At 67.1% G+C, this 18,451-nt stretch carries 14 protein-coding genes and 2 pseudogenes; 13 read left to right on the forward strand and 3 right to left on the reverse strand.

Annotated features, from left to right (window positions below; genetic code table 11):
- From AQY21_RS08640 to AQY21_RS08670, 7 genes and pseudogenes are all read left to right on the forward strand, one after another.
- Nucleotides 1-271: pseudogene (locus AQY21_RS08640) on the forward strand (bifunctional methylenetetrahydrofolate dehydrogenase/methenyltetrahydrofolate cyclohydrolase); the annotation flags it as partial.
- A 113-nt stretch (nucleotides 272-384) separates the two neighbouring features.
- Nucleotides 385-1,269 carry a formyltetrahydrofolate deformylase gene (purU, locus tag AQY21_RS08645; RefSeq protein ID WP_058097291.1) on the forward strand — a complete coding sequence of 295 codons (885 nt, stop codon included), beginning with the start codon at nucleotides 385-387 and terminating at the stop codon, nucleotides 1,267-1,269.
- Between the two features lie 666 nt (nucleotides 1,270-1,935).
- Nucleotides 1,936-3,069: an aminomethyltransferase family protein gene (locus AQY21_RS08650; RefSeq protein WP_058097292.1), complete on the forward strand. Its 1,134-nt coding sequence runs from the start codon at nucleotides 1,936-1,938 to the stop codon at nucleotides 3,067-3,069.
- Between the two features lie 68 nt (nucleotides 3,070-3,137).
- Nucleotides 3,138-3,752 (forward strand): dimethylamine monooxygenase subunit DmmA family protein, encoded by a 615-nt coding sequence (locus AQY21_RS08655; RefSeq protein ID WP_058097293.1) that lies wholly within the window; start codon nucleotides 3,138-3,140, stop codon nucleotides 3,750-3,752.
- Nucleotides 3,749-4,696: a PDR/VanB family oxidoreductase gene (locus tag AQY21_RS08660; RefSeq protein WP_058097294.1), complete on the forward strand. Its 948-nt coding sequence runs from the start codon at nucleotides 3,749-3,751 to the stop codon at nucleotides 4,694-4,696. The genes AQY21_RS08655 and AQY21_RS08660 overlap by 4 nt, the downstream gene beginning before the upstream one ends.
- A 10-nt stretch (nucleotides 4,697-4,706) precedes the next feature.
- A complete protein-coding gene (locus tag AQY21_RS08665) occupies nucleotides 4,707-5,753 on the forward strand; it encodes a DUF3445 domain-containing protein (protein WP_058097295.1) in 1,047 nt (348 codons plus the stop codon).
- Between the two features lie 189 nt (nucleotides 5,754-5,942).
- Entirely contained in the window at nucleotides 5,943-7,733 is a 1,791-nt protein-coding gene (locus tag AQY21_RS08670; RefSeq protein ID WP_058097296.1) for an APC family permease, read from the forward strand.
- 70 nt (nucleotides 7,734-7,803) lie between these two features.
- On the opposite strand, the gene AQY21_RS08675 is transcribed toward AQY21_RS08670, so the two are convergent.
- The 3 genes from AQY21_RS08675 to AQY21_RS08685 form a co-directional block, all read right to left on the reverse strand.
- The gene (locus AQY21_RS08675) at nucleotides 7,804-9,066 is read right to left on the reverse strand and encodes a glycerate kinase (RefSeq protein ID WP_058097297.1); all 1,263 of its coding nucleotides are present in this window, start codon (nucleotides 9,064-9,066) and stop codon (nucleotides 7,804-7,806) included.
- Nucleotides 9,063-10,037 (reverse strand): CoA ester lyase, encoded by a 975-nt coding sequence (locus tag AQY21_RS08680; RefSeq protein WP_058097302.1) that lies wholly within the window; start codon nucleotides 10,035-10,037, stop codon nucleotides 9,063-9,065. Before AQY21_RS08680 ends, AQY21_RS08675 begins: the two co-directional genes overlap by 4 nt.
- A gap of 104 nt (nucleotides 10,038-10,141) precedes the next feature.
- On the reverse strand, nucleotides 10,142-10,795 hold the full coding sequence (locus AQY21_RS08685; RefSeq protein ID WP_058097298.1) for a response regulator transcription factor: 654 nt from the start codon (nucleotides 10,793-10,795) through the stop codon (nucleotides 10,142-10,144).
- A gap of 186 nt (nucleotides 10,796-10,981) precedes the next feature.
- On the opposite strand from AQY21_RS08685, the gene AQY21_RS08690 reads away from it, so the two are divergent.
- From AQY21_RS08690 to glyA, 6 genes and pseudogenes are all read left to right on the forward strand, one after another.
- Nucleotides 10,982-12,229, forward strand: a complete 1,248-nt coding sequence (locus tag AQY21_RS08690) for an aminotransferase class V-fold PLP-dependent enzyme (RefSeq protein ID WP_058097299.1) — start codon at nucleotides 10,982-10,984, stop codon at nucleotides 12,227-12,229.
- 24 nt (nucleotides 12,230-12,253) lie between these two features.
- Nucleotides 12,254-13,450: a malate--CoA ligase subunit beta gene (locus AQY21_RS08695; RefSeq protein ID WP_058097300.1), complete on the forward strand. Its 1,197-nt coding sequence runs from the start codon at nucleotides 12,254-12,256 to the stop codon at nucleotides 13,448-13,450.
- A complete protein-coding gene (sucD, locus tag AQY21_RS08700; RefSeq protein WP_028714599.1) occupies nucleotides 13,450-14,331 on the forward strand; it encodes a succinate--CoA ligase subunit alpha in 882 nt (293 codons plus the stop codon). The genes AQY21_RS08695 and sucD overlap by 1 nt, the downstream gene beginning before the upstream one ends.
- Before the next feature lie 10 nt (nucleotides 14,332-14,341).
- Complete coding sequence (locus tag AQY21_RS08705; RefSeq protein ID WP_058097303.1) at nucleotides 14,342-15,313, forward strand: D-glycerate dehydrogenase; 972 nt, start codon at nucleotides 14,342-14,344, stop codon at nucleotides 15,311-15,313.
- Nucleotides 15,313-17,964 (forward strand): phosphoenolpyruvate carboxylase, encoded by a 2,652-nt coding sequence (locus AQY21_RS08710; RefSeq protein ID WP_058097301.1) that lies wholly within the window; start codon nucleotides 15,313-15,315, stop codon nucleotides 17,962-17,964. Before AQY21_RS08705 ends, AQY21_RS08710 begins: the two co-directional genes overlap by 1 nt.
- A 19-nt stretch (nucleotides 17,965-17,983) precedes the next feature.
- A pseudogene (glyA, locus tag AQY21_RS08715) lies at nucleotides 17,984-18,451 on the forward strand (serine hydroxymethyltransferase); the annotation flags it as partial.

Genomic DNA, 18,451 nt, shown 5'->3' on the forward strand with positions numbered 1-18,451 from the left:
CGTCGGCCGGCCGCGGATGATCCGCGGCGACTGGATCAAACCGGGGGCGACGGTGATCGACGTCGGCATCAACCGCATCGAGGAGGCGGGCCGGGCGCGGCTGGTCGGCGACGTGGATTTCGAGGGCGCGGCCGCGGTCGCCGGCGCCATCACCCCGGTGCCGGGCGGCGTCGGGCCGATGACCATCGCCTGCCTGCTCGCCAACACGCTGACCGCCTGCTGCCGGGCCCATGGCTGGCCCGAGCTCGATCTCGGGAGGGCGGCGAGCTGACCGCCCGGGCGCGGCGCCGGGCCGGGGGCGCTTCGCCCCCCGGACCCCCAGAGGATATTTGCACACGGAAGACATCGGGGCCTTGGGCCCTTACAAGACAAGTGGAGAAACAGATGAACAAGTTCTGCCTGACCGTTGCCTGCGAATCCACGCGCGGCATCGTGGCTGCCATCTCGGGCTTTCTGGCCGAGCACGGCTGCAACATCACCGATTCCAGCCAGTTCGACGACCCGCAGACCGGCAAGTTCTTCATGCGGGTGAGCTTCGTCTCGGAGGAGGGCGTGGGGCTGGAAGACCTGCGCGCGGGCCTGGCCGAGCCGGCCAAACCCTTCGGCATGGACTATGCCATCCATGACGAGGCCGAGAAGATGAAGGTGGTGATCATGGTCAGCCGCTTCGGGCATTGCCTGAACGACCTGCTCTATCGCTGGCGCATCGGGGCCTTGCCGATCGAGATCGTGGCGGTGATCTCGAACCACATGGACTACCAGAAGGTGGTGGTGAACCACGACATCCCCTTCCACTGCATCAAGGTCACCAAGGAGAACAAGCCGCAAGCCGAGGCGCAGCTGATGGCGGTGGTCGAGGATTCGGGCGCCGAGCTGGTGGTTCTGGCGCGCTACATGCAGGTGCTGTCGGATGCCCTGTGCAAGAAGATGTCGGGGCGGATCATCAACATCCACCACTCGTTCCTGCCGAGCTTCAAGGGCGCCAATCCCTACAAGCAGGCCTTCGAGCGCGGGGTGAAGCTGATCGGCGCCACCTCGCATTACGTGACCGCCGACCTGGACGAGGGCCCGATCATCGAGCAGGACATCATCCGGGTGACGCATGCGCAATCGCCCGAGGACTATGTGAGCCTCGGCCGCGACGTGGAAAGCCAGGTGCTGGCCCGCGCCATCCATGCCCATATCCACCGGCGGGTGTTCCTGAACGGCAACAAGACCGTCGTCTTCCCGGCCTCGCCCGGAAGCTATTCCAGCGAGCGCATGGGCTGATAGCCTCCAAGGCCGTTGATTGCTCCATCTCCCCGACGGGCATGGGCCCTGCCAGCCGTGCCGGCGCTGCGACCTTGAAGTCGCAGCGCCGGCACGAATTTCGTTTTCGGAAGGACGCCTCTGCCTGTCGCGGAGGGGCCGATGCCGCGGATCATGCCGCCGCAAGGAAGACCGGCCGGATTGATTCGCCGCCGCCTGACTATCGGATTTCTCCACCTGCGCAGATCGTGGGTTGGCGTTTTTCCCGAACGGTCGTCACGCATGCTGTTGGTGCAGGCAGGGGCCAGTATCTGCCCGAAAGATCGCCGCTTCCGGGGCGATATGTGCAGAAAAATACCCAAAACATTCCTGTTAAGAAAAATAATTGCTTTTTAGGCGACATGCGTGTTGAATGGAATCAATAAGCGAGCGGATGCAAAACCGGTCCGATCAACAGCAGGTGGTTCATGGGTCACCGCTCCGTCCGGAGCCCGGCCCCGCGGATGGACAGGCTGCCGCCTTGTCCGTCCGGGCATTGCCAGACGTGCCGCTGGATAGGCGCCTCGTCTGTCGCAGGGTGATTGCCGCCGGCTGCATGGTCGAGCCGCTTGCAGCCCCTCGCTGCCACAGACGCCATTGTCCGCCTGGGGCGGATCGTGGAACGGATGCCAACGAGGAGGAATTTTCATGACAGCGACCTGGCGTTTTTCGGCTCTGGCGGACCGGCACCGGGCCTTGGGCTCGGCGCTCGAGGACTGGAGCGGCATGGGGACGGCCTGGACCTATGACAAGGACCAGCTCGAGGAATACATGGCGATCCGCACCCGGGCCGGGGTGATGGACGTCTCGGGGCTGAAGAAGGTGCATGTGATCGGCCCGCATGCCGGCCATGTCATCGACCGCGCCACCACCCGCTCGGTCGAGAAGATCAAGCCCGGCCGCTCGGCCTATGCCTGCATGCTCAACGACGGTGGCAAGTTCGTCGACGATTGCGTGATCTACCGCATGGGCCCGCACAGCTTCATGGTGGTGCATGGCTCGGGCCAGGGTCACGAGCAGTTGACCATGGCGGCGCTGGGGCGCAATGTCAGCGTGCTGTTCGACGACGACCTGCACGACATCTCGCTGCAGGGGCCGCTGGCGGTGGACTATCTGGAAAAGCATGTGCCGGGCATCCGCGAGCTGGCCTATTTCAGCCATATGCATACCACGCTGTTCGGCAAGCCGGTGACCATCTCGCGCACGGGCTATACGGGCGAGCGCGGCTATGAGATCTTCTGCCGCCGTCAGGACGCGCCGGAGATCTGGGACACGATCGTGGCCGAGGGTGCGGCGATGGGCATCATCCCGACCCGCTTCACCACGCTGGACCTGCTGCGGGCGGAAAGCTACCTGCTGTTCTTCCCCTATGACAATTCCGAGAAATACCCGTTCGAGAACGAGCCCTGCGGCGATACGCTGTGGGAACTGGGGCTGGATTTCACCGTCTCGCCCGGCAAGACCGGCTTCCGCGGCGCCGAGGAGCATTACCGGCTGAAGGGCCGCGAGCGCTTCAAGATCTACGGCGTCAAGCTGGAGGGCACCGAGGCGGCCGTCGAGGGCGCGCCGATCATCAAGGACGGCAAGCAGGTCGGCGTGGTGACCATCGGCTTCTACAGCCCGCTGAACCAGCACAATATCGGCATCGCCCGGATGCCGGTGGATTGCGCGGTGCCCGGCACGCCGTTGACCATCCGCAATCCCGGCGGCGACATTGCCGCCACAGCCCAGCCGATGCCCTTCCACGATCCCGAGAAGAAGCGCCGCACCGCCAAGGGCTGAACCGACCGGGGAGCGAGGGCGGCGCCAAGACCGCCCCGCCCCCCTCCGCGACAGGGAGAACGCAGCGAATGCGAGCCACGGAATTTTCACCTTCGATCCCCAGCCGCCCGGTCTATGGCGGGCTGCACCCGCATGGTGCGCTGCCCTCGCTGATGCTGGCCGAGGGGGCGGGCGGCGAGGCGCTGGCCGATCTGGCCCAGGCCGATCCTTCGGTGATGCGCCACGCGCATCTGTTCTATGTCCCCGCCGGCGCCGCCACCGGTCCCGACCTGGCGGTGCGGCTGCGGGCGCTGGGGCCGGCCAGCTATGTCGAGGGGCCAAGCTATGCCGCGCTGCGGCCGCGCTTTGCCCGGGCGCTGGCCGATGCGCATATGGGCACCCGGCTTTACCTGGCCGGCAGCGAGGGGCTGATCGGCCAGGCCATGGCCGAGGCGCTGGCCGCCGGCCTGCCCTTGGAGGCGATCGACGCCGAGCATCGCGGCGGCTTCGCCCGGCGGGTGCAATGCGTGCATTGCAAGGGCATCACCGAAAACGTCGCCACCGACCCGTTCACCTGCTCGCATTGCGGGCTGAACCTGTTCGTGCGCGACCATTACTCGCGCCGCATCGGCGCCTTCCAGGGAGTCTGCGTCGATGCCGAGACCCCGGGCATCGTACCCGAGCCGCAGGAGATCAAGCCATGACGTCCCTGATGCTGCGTGTGGCGGAGGCCGAATCGCTGACGCCGCTGGTCAAGCGCTTTCGTTTCGAACATCCGCGGGGCGAGTCGCTGCCGTTGTTTTCCGGCGGCGCCCATGTCGTGGTCGAGATGCCGGATGGCGACGTCCTGCGCCGCAACGCCTATTCGCTGATCTCGGACCCGCAGGACGGCTCGGGCTACGAGATTGCGGTGCGGCGCGAGGATGGCGGGCGCGGCGGCTCGCGCTTCATGCATGCCCGGGTGCGGCCAGGCGACCTGCTGCGCATCTCGCTGCCGCTGAACCTGTTCGCGCTGGACCTGCGGGCAAGGAAGCATGTGCTGATCGCCGGCGGCATCGGCATCACCCCTTTCGTCGCCCAGGTCCGGCAGCTTCTGCGCATGCAGCTGCCTTTCGAGTTGCATTACGGTGCCCGCTCGCGGGACGAAGCGGCCGGGCTGCGGCTGCTGCCGGATGTGCCGCATATCCACTTCCATATCTCCGACGAGAGCAATCGCATGGATCTGGGGGCGTTCCTGTCGGCGCAACCGCTGGGCACGCATGTCTATACCTGCGGCCCCGAAGGGCTGATCAATGCGGTTGCGCAAACCGGCGCCCGGCTGGGCTGGCCGAAAACCGCGCTGCATTCCGAGGTTTTCCAGGCGCCGCCGCCGGGCCGGCCCTTCGAGGTGGTGCTGGCCCGTTCGGGCCGGACCATCGAGGTCGGCGCGCATCAGAGCCTGCTCGAGGCGCTGGAGGCGGCCGAGGTCGAGATCGACTGGTCCTGCCGCGGCGGCGCCTGCGGGCGTTGCGAGACCCGCGTGGTCTCGTGCCACGGCCGGATCGAGCATCACGACCATTGGCTGTCCGAGGACGAGCAATCCGCACAGACCCGCATCATGCCCTGCGTCTCGCGCTTTCGCGGCGAGTCGCTGATCATCGACCGATAGGAGCCCGGCCATGACCATCCGGTTCAACGACGAGACCTTCCGCGACGATTACAGCTTCCGCAACTCCGCCACGGCGATCCGACGGTTTCCATTCCCGTTCGACAAGGACGATTACATGTATTCCGTCAACATGGAACCGCACGGGACGGGTGGCCGCGCCGGCAGCGTCTTCGAGAAGCGCTTCGACGTGGACGAGCATTACGTGGCCGAGATGCGCGACCGGGCGATCACCCTGGCCGGGGACCCGCTGCGCTGCCAGTCGCTGCCGCATATGGAATTGGCGGGCTGGGACCTGCTGGAACTGATCATGCAGTGCAAGGCCGAGGATTACCCGGATCTGTTCCAACTGCATCGCGACGGCGACCGCTGGCACTGGATCAACCGGCCGCTTGGGATCGAGCAGCGTTTCACCTTCCTCGACCCGACGACGCTGCCCTGCGGGCCGATGGAATACATCACTCGCCAGGCGCAGGGCGATTTCGCGGTGCTGGACCAGCGCGAGAACAACCTGTGGATGGATGCCGGCATGGTGACCAGCCAGGCGGACTGGTCGCTGGATTTCGACATCGGCATGAATTTCTTCGAATGGCATGCGCCGGTGCCGAAGGCGGCCGAGATGGGCATCTTCCAGCGGGCGTTGAAATTCCTGCTGGCGATCCCGCAGGGCGCGCCGTCGCGGCGGCTGAACTGGACGATGACGGTGAACCCGCGGCTGGATACCAGCCCCGAGAACTATCATCTCTGGGGCCCCGAGAAGCGCACGATCACCCCCGAGAATGTCGGTGCCAAGCAATATCTGCGGGTGGAGCTGCAAAGCTTCTGGCGGCTGCCGCGCTCGAATGCGCTGGCCTTTCCGATCCGCTGCTACCTGATCGCGCTCGAGGATCTGGTGACGGTGCCGAAATGGGCGCGCCGCCTGCACCGGGTGATCCGCGACCTGCCTGACGAACTGGCCGAATACAAGGGTTTTGCCGTCAACCGGCCGATCATCATCGACTATCTCGCCCAGTTCGACGACGGCAAGCCGACCTCGCCAGGAATATTCCCGGACGACTGATCCGGGACAACTCCACCAGGCAACTGATTGCCCCCACGCGGGGCCAAAAGGGAAGCCGGCGGGCCATGCGGCCGCCGGAAGGGCATCGTCATGCCGCCGTTCCCCGAACGGCGGGTGTTCGAGGAGCACGAGCCGCATTCCCGCCGGCGGGAGCGGCAGGGACAGAAAAGCCGGCAGGGGAGTTCTGCAATGACATATACGACCACAACGGCGGAAACGCCGCAAGAGAACGGCCATATGGTCCGTTCGCTCAGCTGGACGGGGGCATTCTGGATCGCTGCCGGCGTGCCGCCGCTGGTGCTGTTTTCGCTGGGCGGCATCGCCGGGACGACCGGCAAGGTCGCCTTCGTCGTCTGGATCGTCTCGATGATGATGGGTTTTGCGCAATCCTTCACCTATGCCGAGATGGCTGGCATGTTCGGCAACAAATCCGGCGGCGCCTCGGTCTATGGCGCCATGGCCTGGCTGCGCTATGCCAAGCCCGTGGCGCCGCTGTCGATCTGGTGCAACTGGTTCGCCTGGTCGCCGGTCCTGTCGCTGGGTTGCGCCATCGCGGCCGGCTACATCCTGAACGCGCTGTTCCCGGTGCCGTTGGCCACGTCGCAGCCGGTGCTGGACTGGGTCGCCGCCCATGCGGGCTCGATCACGGCCGATAGCCCGCGCGTGGTCGAATATCTTGCCGCGCATCCCGGCCTTGGCAGCGCCGAGGCGATCCAGGCGCTTCTGGCCAACGATGCGGTGGCGGCATTGACCCCGGCGATCCGCAGCTGGACCGCCTTCAACCTGGAAATCCCGGGCCTGTTCACGCTTTACTTCAACACCACCTTCGTCATCGGCGCGCTGCTGATGCTGATCCTGATCGCAATCCAGTATCGCGGCGTCGCCTCGACCGCGACGGCGCAGAAATGGATGGCGATCATCGTGCTGGTGCCGCTGATGCTGGTCGGGCTGGTGCCGATCTTCACCGGCTCGATCGACTATGCCAATGTCTCGCATATCGTGCCGCCCGCGACCGCCTATTCGGCCGAGCCGGGCAGCTGGAACCTCGGCGGCTGGACGCTGGTTCTGGGCGGGCTCTATATCGCGGCCTGGTCCACCTATGCCTTCGAGACCGCGGTCTGCTACACGCGCGAGCTCAAGGATCCCAAGCGCGACACCTTCCGGGCGATCTTCTTCACCGGCCTGCTCTGCATGGCGTTCTTCTGCCTGATTCCGTTCTCGTTCCAGGGGGTTCTGGGCATCGAGGGAATGCTGGCGCCCGAGATCGTCGACGGCACCGGCATCGCCCAGGCCCTGGGCGGCATGATCGGCGCCGGGCCGGTGGTGGCGCAGCTGTTCACCATCCTGATGCTGCTAGCGCTGTTCATGGCGATCATGACGGCCTGCGCCGGCTCGGCCCGGACGCTCTACCAGGGCTCGCGCGACGGCTTGCTGCCGAAATACCTGGGCCATGTGAACGAGCAGGGCGCCCCGGTCAACGCGATGTGGACCAACTTCGTGGTGAACCTGTTCCTGCTGGCGCTGGCCTCGGATGCGAATGGCTATTTCTACGTGCTGGCCATCTCGAATGTCGGCTACCTGACCTTCAACTTCCTGAACCTCAATGCCGGCTGGATCCACCGCATCGACTCGCCGCATCTCGAGCGGCCCTGGCGCGCGCCGACCTGGCTGATCGGGCTGAACACCCTGCTGGCCTTTGTCAACGCGCTGTTCCTGGGCGCGGGCGCCAAGGTCTGGGGCTATTCCAACGCCCTGGTCTCGGGCGCGATCTTCGCGGCGCTGATCGTGCCGATCTTCCTGTGGCGCCACTATGTCACCGACAAGGGCCGCTTCCCGGCCGAGGCGCTGGAGGATCTGGGCCTGGCCAATGATGCGACCAGCTTCGGGCCGAGGCGGGCGGGCATCCTGCCCTATCTGGCGCTGGCGGCGGGCCTGGCCGTGGTCGTGGTGGCGAATATGGTCTTCCAGCTGCCGGGCTGAGGCCGGATCCCTGAAACGCGACGGCCGCCCCAAGGGGCGGCCGTTTGCGTTTGCGGGGCGGGCGGATTGGTCAGGCCAGCAGCAGCACCTGGACATCGGCGACATTCGTGCCGGTCGCGCCGGTCAGCAGCAGGTCACCCGCCGCCTGTAGCGCCGCGTGGCTATCATTGTTGGCCAGCAGCGCCGCGCCGTCGTGGCCGGCCGCCCGGATGCGGTCGGCGGTGCTGCCGTCCACGATCCCGCCCGCGGCATCGGTCGGGCCGTCGCGCCCGTCCGTCCCGCCGCTGAGGAAGACCCAGTGCCCCGGCCAGTCCCGGCCCATCAGGGCGATGCGCAGCGCCAGCTCCTGGTTGCGCCCGCCCTTGCCGGTGCCGCGCAGGGCGACGGTGGTCTCGCCGCCGAAGATCAGCGCCTCGGGCCGGTCGCGCTGGCTGCCGGCCGCCGCGGATGCGATGCGGGCGGCGGCCTCGGCCACGTCGCCGGTCAGCCGGTCGCTGACGATGCGGGCCGCCCAGCCCTCCGGCACGGCGGCAAGCATGGCGGCGAGCGAGATCTCGTTGCTGCCGATCAGGTGGTTCTCGGCCTCGGGCAGCGGGGCGGGAGGTGCGTCGCTTTCCAGAAGGCCGCGCACCTTCGGAGGCAGCTTCTCCAGCAGCCCCCGCCCGGCCAGCAGCTCCAGCGCCTCGCGCGGGCTGCCGAGCGGCGCGACGGTCGGGCCGCTGGCGATGGCGCCCAGGTCGTTGCCGATGACGTCGGACAGGATCAGCGCCGTCACCGAGGCAGGGGCGGCATGACGCAGGAAGCCGCCGCCCTTCAGGTCCGAAAGCTGCTGGCGGATCAGGTTGACCTGGCCGATCTCCAGCCCGCTGGCCAAGAGCAGCCGGTTCACCTGCTGCTTGTCGGCCAGGGTCAGCGGCGGTCGCGGCGCCGGAACCAGCGCCGAGCCGCCGCCCGAGATCAGCGCGATCACCCGGTCCTGCGGCCCCGCCCGGTCCAGCAGCGCGATGATCTCCTGCCCGGCAGCCAGCCCGGCCTCGTCGGGCTCGGGATGGCCGGCGGTCAGGACGCGGGCGCCGGGAATGTCCCGGCCATTGTCGTCATGCGTCACCGCCAGCGCCGTCATCGGGCCGGAGACATGGGCCATCGCCTCGGCCAGCATGGCGGGCGCGGCCTTGCCGATGGCGATCAGAATGGTCTGTCCCCCCGCCGCGGGCGCGGCAGGGGGATGGCTTTCGAAATGCCGGCGCACGGCCAGGGCAGGATCGGCCGCGCGCACGGCCGCGTCATAGAGCTTCCGCGCCAGGGCCCGCATATCGGCGATTCTTGCCGTCATGCCGCGATCTGGCGGGCTTTCTGGACCAGCACTTCGGCCTGGCGGATCGAGGCATAGTCGATCAGCCGCCCGTCCAGCGAGACGGCGCCCTTGCCCTCGGCCTCGGCCTTGGCCATGGCGTCGAGGATCTTCTGCGCGCGCTCGACCTCGGCGGCCGAGGGGCTCATCACCTCGTTGGCCAGCGCGATCTGGCTGGGATGGATGGCCCATTTCCCCTCGCAGCCCAGCACGGCGGCGCGATAGGCGGCGGCCTTGTAGCCCTCGGGGTCCGAGAAATCGCCGAAGGGGCCGTCGATGGGACGCAAGCCGTTGGCCCGCGCCGCGACGACCATGCGCGACAGCGCATAATGCCACATGTCGCCCCAATGGACGTGGCGGCCGCCTTCGGCATCGGCATCGGTCAGGACGGAATAATGCTCGTTCACGCCGCCGATCACGGTGGTGCGGGCGCGGGTCGAGGCGGCATAGTCGGCGACGCCGAAATGCAGGCTTTCGTTGCGCTTGGACGCGGCGGCGATCTCGTTGATGTTCTGCATTCCCAGCGCCGTCTCGATGATATGCTCGAAGCCGATGCGCTTCTTCAGGCCCTTGGCATCCTCGATCTGGGTGACCAGCATGTCCACCGCATAGACGTCGGCGGCGGTGCCGACCTTGGGGATCATGATCAGGTCCAGCCGCTCGCCGGCCTGCTCGACCACGTCCACGACATCGCGATACATGTAATGCGTGTCGAGTCCGTTGATTCGGATCGACATGGTCTTCTTGCCCCAGTCAATCTCGTTCAGGGCCTTGATGATGTTCTTGCGCGCCTGCGGCTTCTCGTCCGGCGCGACCGCGTCCTCGAGGTCGAGGAAGATCACGTCGACGTCGGAATCCGCCGCCTTTTGAAACATTTGCGGCTGGCTGCCGGGCACGGCAAGCTCGCTGCGGTTCAGGCGGGCGGGGGCTTGTTCGATGGGGTGAAAGCTCATGGCGGAACGCTCCTGCGACATGTGGGGGAATGCGACAAGAGAAGGCAGATTGGTGTTTCCAGTCAAGAAATAAAATTTCTTATTGATTTTGATATGCCACATATTCAGTCGTTCCTGCTGCCGGGCGGGGGGGCGTGGCGACTGGAATAATAAAAGGCGATGGCCTGGGCGCGGCTGCGCACCGAGAGCTTTTCGTAAAGGTTCGAGAGGTGGAACTTGACCGTATTGCCCGAGATGCCCAGCTCGCGCGACAGCTCGCGGTTGGTCAGGCCCTTGGACAGCGCCTCGAGCATGTCCATCTCGCGCGGGGACAGGCTTTGCAGCGGATTCCGTTGCAGCGCGCGCACGTCCAGATAGGGAAACACCATCTTGCCTGCTGCCACGGCCAGGCAGGTTTCCAGCAGCGTCTCGGCCGGGTCGCTGCGGGCGACGAAACCGGCGGCGCCCGCCCCCAACGCGCCCAGATGTGCCTCGCTGGCCTGATCGCCATAGACCACGATGCGCGGCGCGCCCTCCTGCTCACGCAACTGCTCCAGCAGCTTGGCGCCGCCCATCGCCGGCAGGCCCCAGTCGATGATTCCGACCTGGGCGGGAATCCGCATGACGGTGGCCAGGAATCCCTCGGCCGTGGCCGAGGTGGCCAGCAGCGAAAAGCGCGTGTCGCGCTGAAAAACCTCGGACATGGCGGACAATACCAGGGGATTGCTGTCCCCCAGCATGATCGAAACCGCCTTTTCCACGCTGCTGACAGTGCGCATCAACCAGCTGCGGCCAGATAAAAGGCTGGAAAGCCAAGGAAAATTGCCGACATTTTCTCCTCCCATTCCTTTGGGTGGGTAATCGACCACCCAAAGGGATACCTAAAAGCAGCATAATCTTACGTTGCGGCATCTGTCGAGAGGGGTTTTCTTGCAGTTAAAGAAACTTAATCGTAAGGAAATATCATGGCTGAAGTGGCGATCTTCCCGCAGCTTGAAATTCCCAACACTCTCGCGGCCGGCCCGGGACCGGGCAATACCGACCTGCGGGTGCTGCAACGCTTTGCCAGCGCCGGGGTCGCGGATCACATGCAGGCCGATGTGCTGCGCGGCATGATCGAATGCAAGCAGATGCTGCGCGAGGTGATGGGGACCGCGAACATCCATACCTTCGGCGTGGCCGGCACCGGCTGGAGCGGGCTCGACTGCCTGTTCAGCGCGGTCCTGCCCGGCGACAAGGTGGTGGTCTTCGTCAACGGCACCTTCTCGGGCATCGACGGGCTGACCCTGCGCATGAAGGCTGCCACAGCCGAGGAGCTGGCCGCCAATCCGATGGACCCGCAGCCGGCCTCGGTCAAGGTCGTGACCGTGCCGCACGGCCAATCCGTGACCGGCGAGATCGTCGAGGCGGCGCTGGCCGAGCACAAGCCGAAATGGGCTGCGATGGCGCATTGGGAAACCGGCTCGGGCCGGATCAACGACATGCGCGGCTTTTCGGACGCCTGCCAGCGGCACGGCGCGCTGGGGCTGGTCGATGCGGTCTCCTCGCTGGGTGTCGAGGATTTCCGCATCGACGACTATCCCGGCGTGCATGGCTGGGCGTCCTGCCCGCAGAAGGGCATCTGCTGCCTGCCGCTGACCTATGCGCCGGTCAGCTTCAGCGACCGCTACATCGCGGAACTGCGCCGGACCGGCTGCCGGACCTTCGTGCATCACCCGATCCTCGAGGCGCGGCATTGGGGCATTATCGACGGTAAGGATGTGGAAAAGGGCACCTATCACCGCACCCACAGCGCCTATGCCGTCGCCGCCTTCCACGAGGCGCTGCGCATCTTGCTGCAACAGACCGTCGCCGGCCGCGCCAAGGCCTATGCCTTCCACGAGGCGGCGCTGCGCGACGCGGTGACGGCGATGGGCTGCAAGGTGACCTCGAACATGACCTCGCTGGTGGTGCTGAACCTGCCCGAGGGGTTGAAGGGCCGCGAGATGGAACTGGTGCAGAACTGCCGCGCCCAGGGCTTCGGCATCTGGCCGACGCTGTCCGAGCCGGTGCAGATCCGCATCGGCATCCTGAACCTGCTGAACCAGAAGGCGATCACCGACATCGTCACCCGCTTTGCCGCGGCGATGAACGAGATGGGCGCGAATATCGACACGGGCCGGATCACCGAGCGGCTCGAGGATCATTACCAGACGACGGTCGCGGCCGAATAACGGCGCCCGAGGGAGGAGGCTAAGATGGACATCCACGAATACCAGGCCAAGGAGATACTCAACCGCTTCGGAGTCGGCATCCCGCAGGGCGCGCTGGCCTACAGCCCCGAACAGGCGGCCTATCGCGCCCGCGAGATGGGCGGCGACCGCTGGGTCGTCAAGGCGCAGGTCCATGCCGGCGGCCGCGGCAAGGCCGGGGGCGTCAAGGTCTGCGACAGCGACCTCGAGATCCAGGCGGCGACCGAGGCCATGTTCGGCCAGAAGCTGGTGACGCACCAGACCGGACCCGAGGGCAAGGGCATCTACCGCGTCTATGTCGAGGCGGCCGTGCCCATCGCGCGCGAGATCTATCTGGGCTTCGTGCTGGACCGCGCCAGCCAGCGGGTGATGATCGTCGCCAGCGGCGAGGGCGGCATGGAGATCGAGGAGATCTCGGCCGAGAAACCCGACAGCATCGTGCGCGCCACCGTCGAGCCGGCCGTGGGCTTGCAGGAATTCCAGTGCCGCGAGATCGCCTTCGCGCTCGGCATCAAGCCGGGCATGGTCCAGCAGATGGTGCGCACCCTGCGCGGCTGCTACCGCGCCTTCCGCGAGCTTGACGCCACCATGGTCGAGGTCAATCCGCTGGTCGTGACCAGCGACGACCGTATCCTGGCCCTGGACGCCAAGATGACTTTCGACAACAACGCGCTGTTCCGCCACTCGCAGATTCTCGAGCTGCGCGACAAGTCGCAGGAGGACCCGCGCGAATCGCGCGCCGCCGACCATGGCCTGTCCTATGTCGGGCTTGACGGCAATATCGGCTGCATCGTCAACGGCGCCGGCCTGGCCATGGCGACCATGGACACGATCAAGCTGGCCGGGGGGGAACCCGCCAACTTCCTCGACATCGGCGGCGGTGCCACGCCGGAACGCGTGGCGCGGGCCTTCAACCTGGTCATGTCGGACAAGAACGTGCAGGCGATCCTGGTCAACATCTTCGCCGGCATCAACCGCTGCGACTGGGTGGCCGAGGGCGTGGTGCGCGCGCTGCGCGAGAACCCGGTGCCGGTGCCCGTGGTGGTCCGGCTGGCCGGCACCAATGTCGAGGAAGGCCAGAAGATCCTGGCGCAAAGCGGCCTGCCGCTGATCCGCGCCACCACCCTGATGGAAGCCGCCGAGCGCGCCGTCGCCGCATGGCGCGCCGATACCCAGCGCAATCCCAACCTGAGGGCCGTCTGATGAGCATTTTTCTGGATCGCGAAACCCGCGTCATCGTTCAGGGCATCACCGGCAAGATGGCCCGCTTCCATGCCCGCGAGATGATCGACTACGGCACCAATGTCGTCGGCGGCGTCGTGCCCGGCAAGGGCGGCGAGACCTGCGAGGGCGTGCCGGTCTTCGACACCGTCAAGCAGGCGGTGGCCGAGACCGGGGCCGAGGCCACGCTGGTCTTCGTGCCGCCGCCCGCCGCGGCCGACAGCATCATGGAGGCCGCCGATGCCGGCATCCGCTATTGCGTCTGCATCACCGACGGCATCCCCGCCCAGGACATGATCCGCGTCAAGCGCTACATGTACCGCTATCCCAAGGAACGCCGGATGATCCTGACCGGGCCGAACTGCGCCGGCACCATCAGCCCCGGCAAGGCGATGCTGGGCATCATGCCGGGCCATATCTACCTGCCGGGCAACGTGGGCATCATCGGCCGCTCGGGCACGCTGGGCTATGAGGCGGCGGCGCAGCTGAAGGAGCGCGGGCTGGGCGTCTCGACCAGCGTGGGCATCGGCGGCGACCCGATCAACGGCTCGTCCTTCCGCGACGTGCTCGAGCATTTCGAGCAGGACGACGAAACCCATGTGATCTGCATGATCGGCGAGATCGGCGGCCCGCAGGAGGCCGAGGCGGCGGAATATATCCGCAACCATGTCAGCAAGCCGGTGGTGGCCTATGTCGCCGGCCTGACCGCGCCCAAGGGTCGCACCATGGGCCATGCCGGCGCCATCATCTCGGCCTTCGGAGAAAGCGCCAGCGAGAAGGTCGAGATCCTGGCGGCGGCGGGCGTCACCATGGCCGAGAACCCGGCGGTGATCGGCGAAACCATCGCCCGCGTCATGCAATAAGGGGGCAATGATGGCAAAGCCCCGAGTTCTTGTCACCCGCCGCTGGCCCGCAGCGGTCGAGGCGCGGCTGTCCGAAATCTTCGACGTGCAGCTGAACCTTGCGGACAAACCCCTGGCGCCCGAGGATTTTCGGGCGGCCATGCGGGAATATGACGCGATCCTGCCGACGGTGACCGACAGGATCGGTGCCCCGGCGCTGGAATTGGACAGGCCCCAGACCCGCATCCTGGCCAATTACGGCGTGGGCTACAGCCATATCGACCTGAACCGCGTGAACGAGCATGGCATCGTGGTGACCAACACCCCCGACGTGCTGAGCGAATGCACGGCCGATCTGGCAATGACGCTGCTCTTGATGGTCGCCCGCCGCGCCGGCGAGGGCGAGCGCGAGCTGCGCGCCGGCCTCTGGACCGGCTGGCGGCCGACGCATCTTGTCGGCACCAAGGTGTCCGGCAAGACGCTGGGCATCGTCGGCTATGGCCGCATTGGCCAGGAAATGGCCCGGCGCGCCCATCACGGCTTCGGCATGACCATCCTGGTCTATAACCGCAGCCCGGTCGCGCCCGAGGTGCTGGCGCAATGCAATGCCGTGCAGGTGGACAGCCTGGACGCGCTGATGCCGCTTTGCGACTTCATCTCGCTGCATTGCCCGGGCGGCGGGGCGAACCGCCACCTGATCGACGCGCGCCGGCTGGACCTGATGCGGCCGGACGCCTTCCTGATCAACACCGCCCGCGGCGAGGTGATCGACGAGACGGCGCTGTCCCATGCGCTGTGGTTCGACTCGATCGGCGGCGCGGCGCTGGATGTTTTCGACGGAGAGCCGAACATCAACCCGCAACTCAAGGATTGCGACCGGCTGGTGATGCTGCCGCATCTGGGCAGCGCCACCCGCGAGGCGCGCGAGGCCATGGGTTTCCGCGTCATCGAGAATCTCGAGGACTTCTTTGCGGGCCGCGAGCCCCGCGACCGGGTGAACTGATGGGGGCGGGGGCGGCGGATATCGGCGCCGAGCCGTCGGCAGGTCGGGCCGACAGGTTGCGCGGCGAGCTGCGCGGCCTCTGGCACCGGGTCATCGGCCGTCACGCGCCGCAGGTGCTGCCGCTGCTGACGGGCGAGGCGGCCGAGCTGGGGGAAGCGGATATGAGCGCCTATTTGCAGGGGCTCGACATCTGGTTCCAGCTCTTGCGCATCATCGACGAACATGCCGCCATGCGGTTGCGCCGCACGGTCGAGGCCCGTTCCGGCCCGGCGGCCATCGAGGGCAGCCTGGCCCGGACCCTGCAATCCGCCCCCGACATGCCGCGCGAAACCCTGGCGCGCAGCCTGCGCCAGCTTCGCGTCGGCCCGACCGTGACCGCCCATCCGACCGAGGCCAAGCGCGTCACCGTGCTGGAGATCCACCGCCGCATCTATCGCGCATTGGTCCGGCTCGAGAGCCAGCGTTGGACGCCACAGGAGCGGGCGGCGCTGATGGCCGAGATCGAAAGCGAGATCGACCTGCTCTGGCTGACCGGAGAGCTGCGCCGGCAAAGGCCTTCGCCCCTGAACGAGATCGAATGGGGGCTGCAATTCTTTCGCGACAGCCTGTTCGACGCGGTGCCGAACCTGGTGCGGCAATTCCACGACGCCGTCGCCGGCCGCTATGGCCCCGGCGAGGAAACCGGCGCGCCGCTGCGCTTCCATTCCTGGATCGGCGGCGACCGCGACGGCAATCCGCATGTCACGGTCGAGACCACGCGCGCCGCGCTGGAGCTGGGGCGCGACGCGATCCTCGACCGCTATCTTCAGGGCCTGACCCTGGCCGCCCGGCATCTGAGCATCAGCAGCGAGATCGCCGGCCTGCGGCCCGAGACTCGCGCGCGGCTGGCGGCGGTGATCGACGCTGCGGACCTGCCCGCCGCCGACCGGCAGCGCAATCCGGGCGAGCTGTTCCGCCAGGCGGCAAGCGCCATGCAGCGCCGCATTGCCGCGCTGGCGGGCGGGCCGGGGCCGGCTTATCCGCATCTGCGCGAGTTCCTCGCCGACCTGCGCCGGATCGAGACGGCGCTGGCCGAGATCGGCGCCGAGACGCTGGCGCATCGGCTGGTGCGGCCGCTGCGCTGGCAGGCTGAGGTCTTCGGCTTCCGGACCGTGACGCTGGACGTGCGGCAGAATTCCTCGGTCACCACCCGGGTCCTGACCGAGATCTGGGCTCAGGCCGGCGCGGTGCCGGAATTCGGCAGCGCCGCATGGTCGCAGCGGCTGCGCAGCGAACTGGGGCAAGAGGTGCTGCCCCGGCTCGACCGCGACGGGCTGGGCGACGAGGCGCGGGAATTGCTGGACCTGCTGGCGCTGCTGCATGGCGCCCGGTTCGGGGCCGATCCGCTGGCCATCGGCACCTTCATCCTGTCGATGACCCGGTCCTGCGACGATCTGCTGGCCGTGTTCCTGCTGGCCCGCCATGCCGGCTTCGGGGCCGAGCGGCTGGACCTGCGCGTCGTGCCGCTGTTCGAGACCATCGACGACCTGCGCGCCGCGCCGCGGATCCTGGACGAGCTGCTGCGCGTGCCGCTGGCCCGCCGCAGCCTGGTGACCGAGGACAACCGGGTCGAGGTCATGCTGGGCTATTCCGACAGCAACAAGGATGGCGGCTTCCTGTGTTCCACCTGGGAACTGGAAAAGGCGCAGCGCAGCATCACGGCCGTGCTGGCGCGGCACGGGCTGGTGCCGGTCTTTTTCCATGGCCGCGGCGGCTCGGTCAGCCGCGGCGGGGCGCCGACCGAACGGGCCATCGCCGCCCTGCCGCGCGGCACCATCAACGGCCAGTTGCGCACGACGGAACAGGGCGAGGTGGTGTCGTCGAAATTCGCCAATCGCAGCACCGCCGAATACGAGCTGGAGCTGCTGGTCTCCTCGGTCATGGCGCAGTCGCTGCAAGCCGCGCCCGAGCCGGTGCGGCCCGAATTCAACGACACGCTCGAAGCCCTGGCGGACATGTCCTGCACCGCCTATCGCGCGCTTCTGCACCGGCCCGGCTTCATCGACTATTTCCGCCAGGCCAGCCCGGTCGAGGAACTGGCGCTGCTGAAGATGGGCTCGCGCCCCACCCGGCGCTTCGGCGCCGGCGGGCTCGAGGACCTGCGGGCGATTCCCTGGGTCTTCGCCTGGTCGCAGAACCGCCACCTGATCACCGGCTGGTACGGCTTCGGTTCGGCCATCGACACCTTCCGGCGCTTCCACCGCGAAGACGGCGACGCGCTGCTGCGGCGGATGTTCCGCGACTCGCGCATCTTCCGCCTGATCGTGGACGAGGTCGAGAAATCGCTGTTCCATGCCGATATGGAGATCGCCGAGACCTATGCGGCGCTGGTCCGCGACCCGGCGCTGCGGCAGGATGTCTTCGGCCGCATCGGCCAGGAATATCAGCGCAGCCGCGCCGCCGTGACCTTCCTGAACGGCGAGACCGGGATCGGCGAGCGGTTTCCCAAGATGGCGGCGCGCTTCGGCTGCGTCCGCGCCGATCTGGCGCGGGTGCACGGATTGCAGGTCAGGCTGCTCGACGACAATCGCCACAAACCGGGCCCCAGGATTTCCATCCCGCTGATGCAGACGATGAACTGCATCTCGACCGCGCTTGGCTGGACCGGATAGCTGACAGAGGAGAGAGGACATGAACGAACACCCATCCCGGGCGCGCTTCTTCGCGGACGGGCTCGCCACGGGCGACCCTGCCATTTTCGGCGCCATCCGTCAGGAGCTTGGGCGCCAGCGCGAGGAGATCGAGCTGATCGCCTCGGAAAACATCGTCAGCCGCGCGGTGCTGGAGGCGCAGGGCTCGGTGCTGACCAACAAATATGCCGAGGGCTACCCGGGCAAGCGCTATTACGGCGGCTGCCAATATGTCGATATCGTCGAGGACCTGGCCATCGAACGCGCCAAGGCACTCTTCGGCTGCGGATACGCCAACGTGCAGCCGAATTCGGGCTCGCAGATGAACCAGGCGGTGTTCCTGGCGCTGCTCAGCCCGGGCGACACCTTCATGGGGCTCGACCTGAACTCGGGCGGCCACCTGACGCATGGCTCGCCGGTCAACATGTCGGGCAAGTGGTTCAACGTCGTCTCCTACGGCGTGCGCCAG

The organism is Paracoccus sp. MKU1, assembly GCF_001447385.1.
In the GTDB taxonomy this organism is placed as follows: domain Bacteria; phylum Pseudomonadota; class Alphaproteobacteria; order Rhodobacterales; family Rhodobacteraceae; genus Paracoccus.

Excerpts from the sequence above, each read along its gene's own strand:
- AQY21_RS08655 (WP_058097293.1), top strand. The coding sequence starts at position 3,138 with ATGCGAGCCACGGAATTTTCACCTTCGATCCCCAGCCGCCCGGTCTAT.
- AQY21_RS08680 (WP_058097302.1), bottom strand. The coding sequence starts at position 10,037 with ATGAGCTTTCACCCCATCGAACAAGCCCCCGCCCGCCTGAACCGCAGC.
- AQY21_RS08670 (WP_058097296.1), top strand. The coding sequence starts at position 5,943 with ATGACATATACGACCACAACGGCGGAAACGCCGCAAGAGAACGGCCAT.
- sucD (WP_028714599.1), top strand. The coding sequence starts at position 13,450 with ATGAGCATTTTTCTGGATCGCGAAACCCGCGTCATCGTTCAGGGCATC.
- AQY21_RS08690 (WP_058097299.1), top strand. The coding sequence starts at position 10,982 with ATGGCTGAAGTGGCGATCTTCCCGCAGCTTGAAATTCCCAACACTCTC.
- AQY21_RS08695 (WP_058097300.1), top strand. The coding sequence starts at position 12,254 with ATGGACATCCACGAATACCAGGCCAAGGAGATACTCAACCGCTTCGGA.
- AQY21_RS08675 (WP_058097297.1), bottom strand. The coding sequence starts at position 9,066 with ATGACGGCAAGAATCGCCGATATGCGGGCCCTGGCGCGGAAGCTCTAT.
- AQY21_RS08705 (WP_058097303.1), top strand. The coding sequence starts at position 14,342 with ATGGCAAAGCCCCGAGTTCTTGTCACCCGCCGCTGGCCCGCAGCGGTC.
- AQY21_RS08660 (WP_058097294.1), top strand. The coding sequence starts at position 3,749 with ATGACGTCCCTGATGCTGCGTGTGGCGGAGGCCGAATCGCTGACGCCG.
- AQY21_RS08685 (WP_058097298.1), bottom strand. The coding sequence starts at position 10,795 with ATGCGCACTGTCAGCAGCGTGGAAAAGGCGGTTTCGATCATGCTGGGG.
- AQY21_RS08665 (WP_058097295.1), top strand. The coding sequence starts at position 4,707 with ATGACCATCCGGTTCAACGACGAGACCTTCCGCGACGATTACAGCTTC.
- AQY21_RS08650 (WP_058097292.1), top strand. The coding sequence starts at position 1,936 with ATGACAGCGACCTGGCGTTTTTCGGCTCTGGCGGACCGGCACCGGGCC.
- purU (WP_058097291.1), top strand. The coding sequence starts at position 385 with ATGAACAAGTTCTGCCTGACCGTTGCCTGCGAATCCACGCGCGGCATC.
- AQY21_RS08710 (WP_058097301.1), top strand. The coding sequence starts at position 15,313 with ATGGGGGCGGGGGCGGCGGATATCGGCGCCGAGCCGTCGGCAGGTCGG.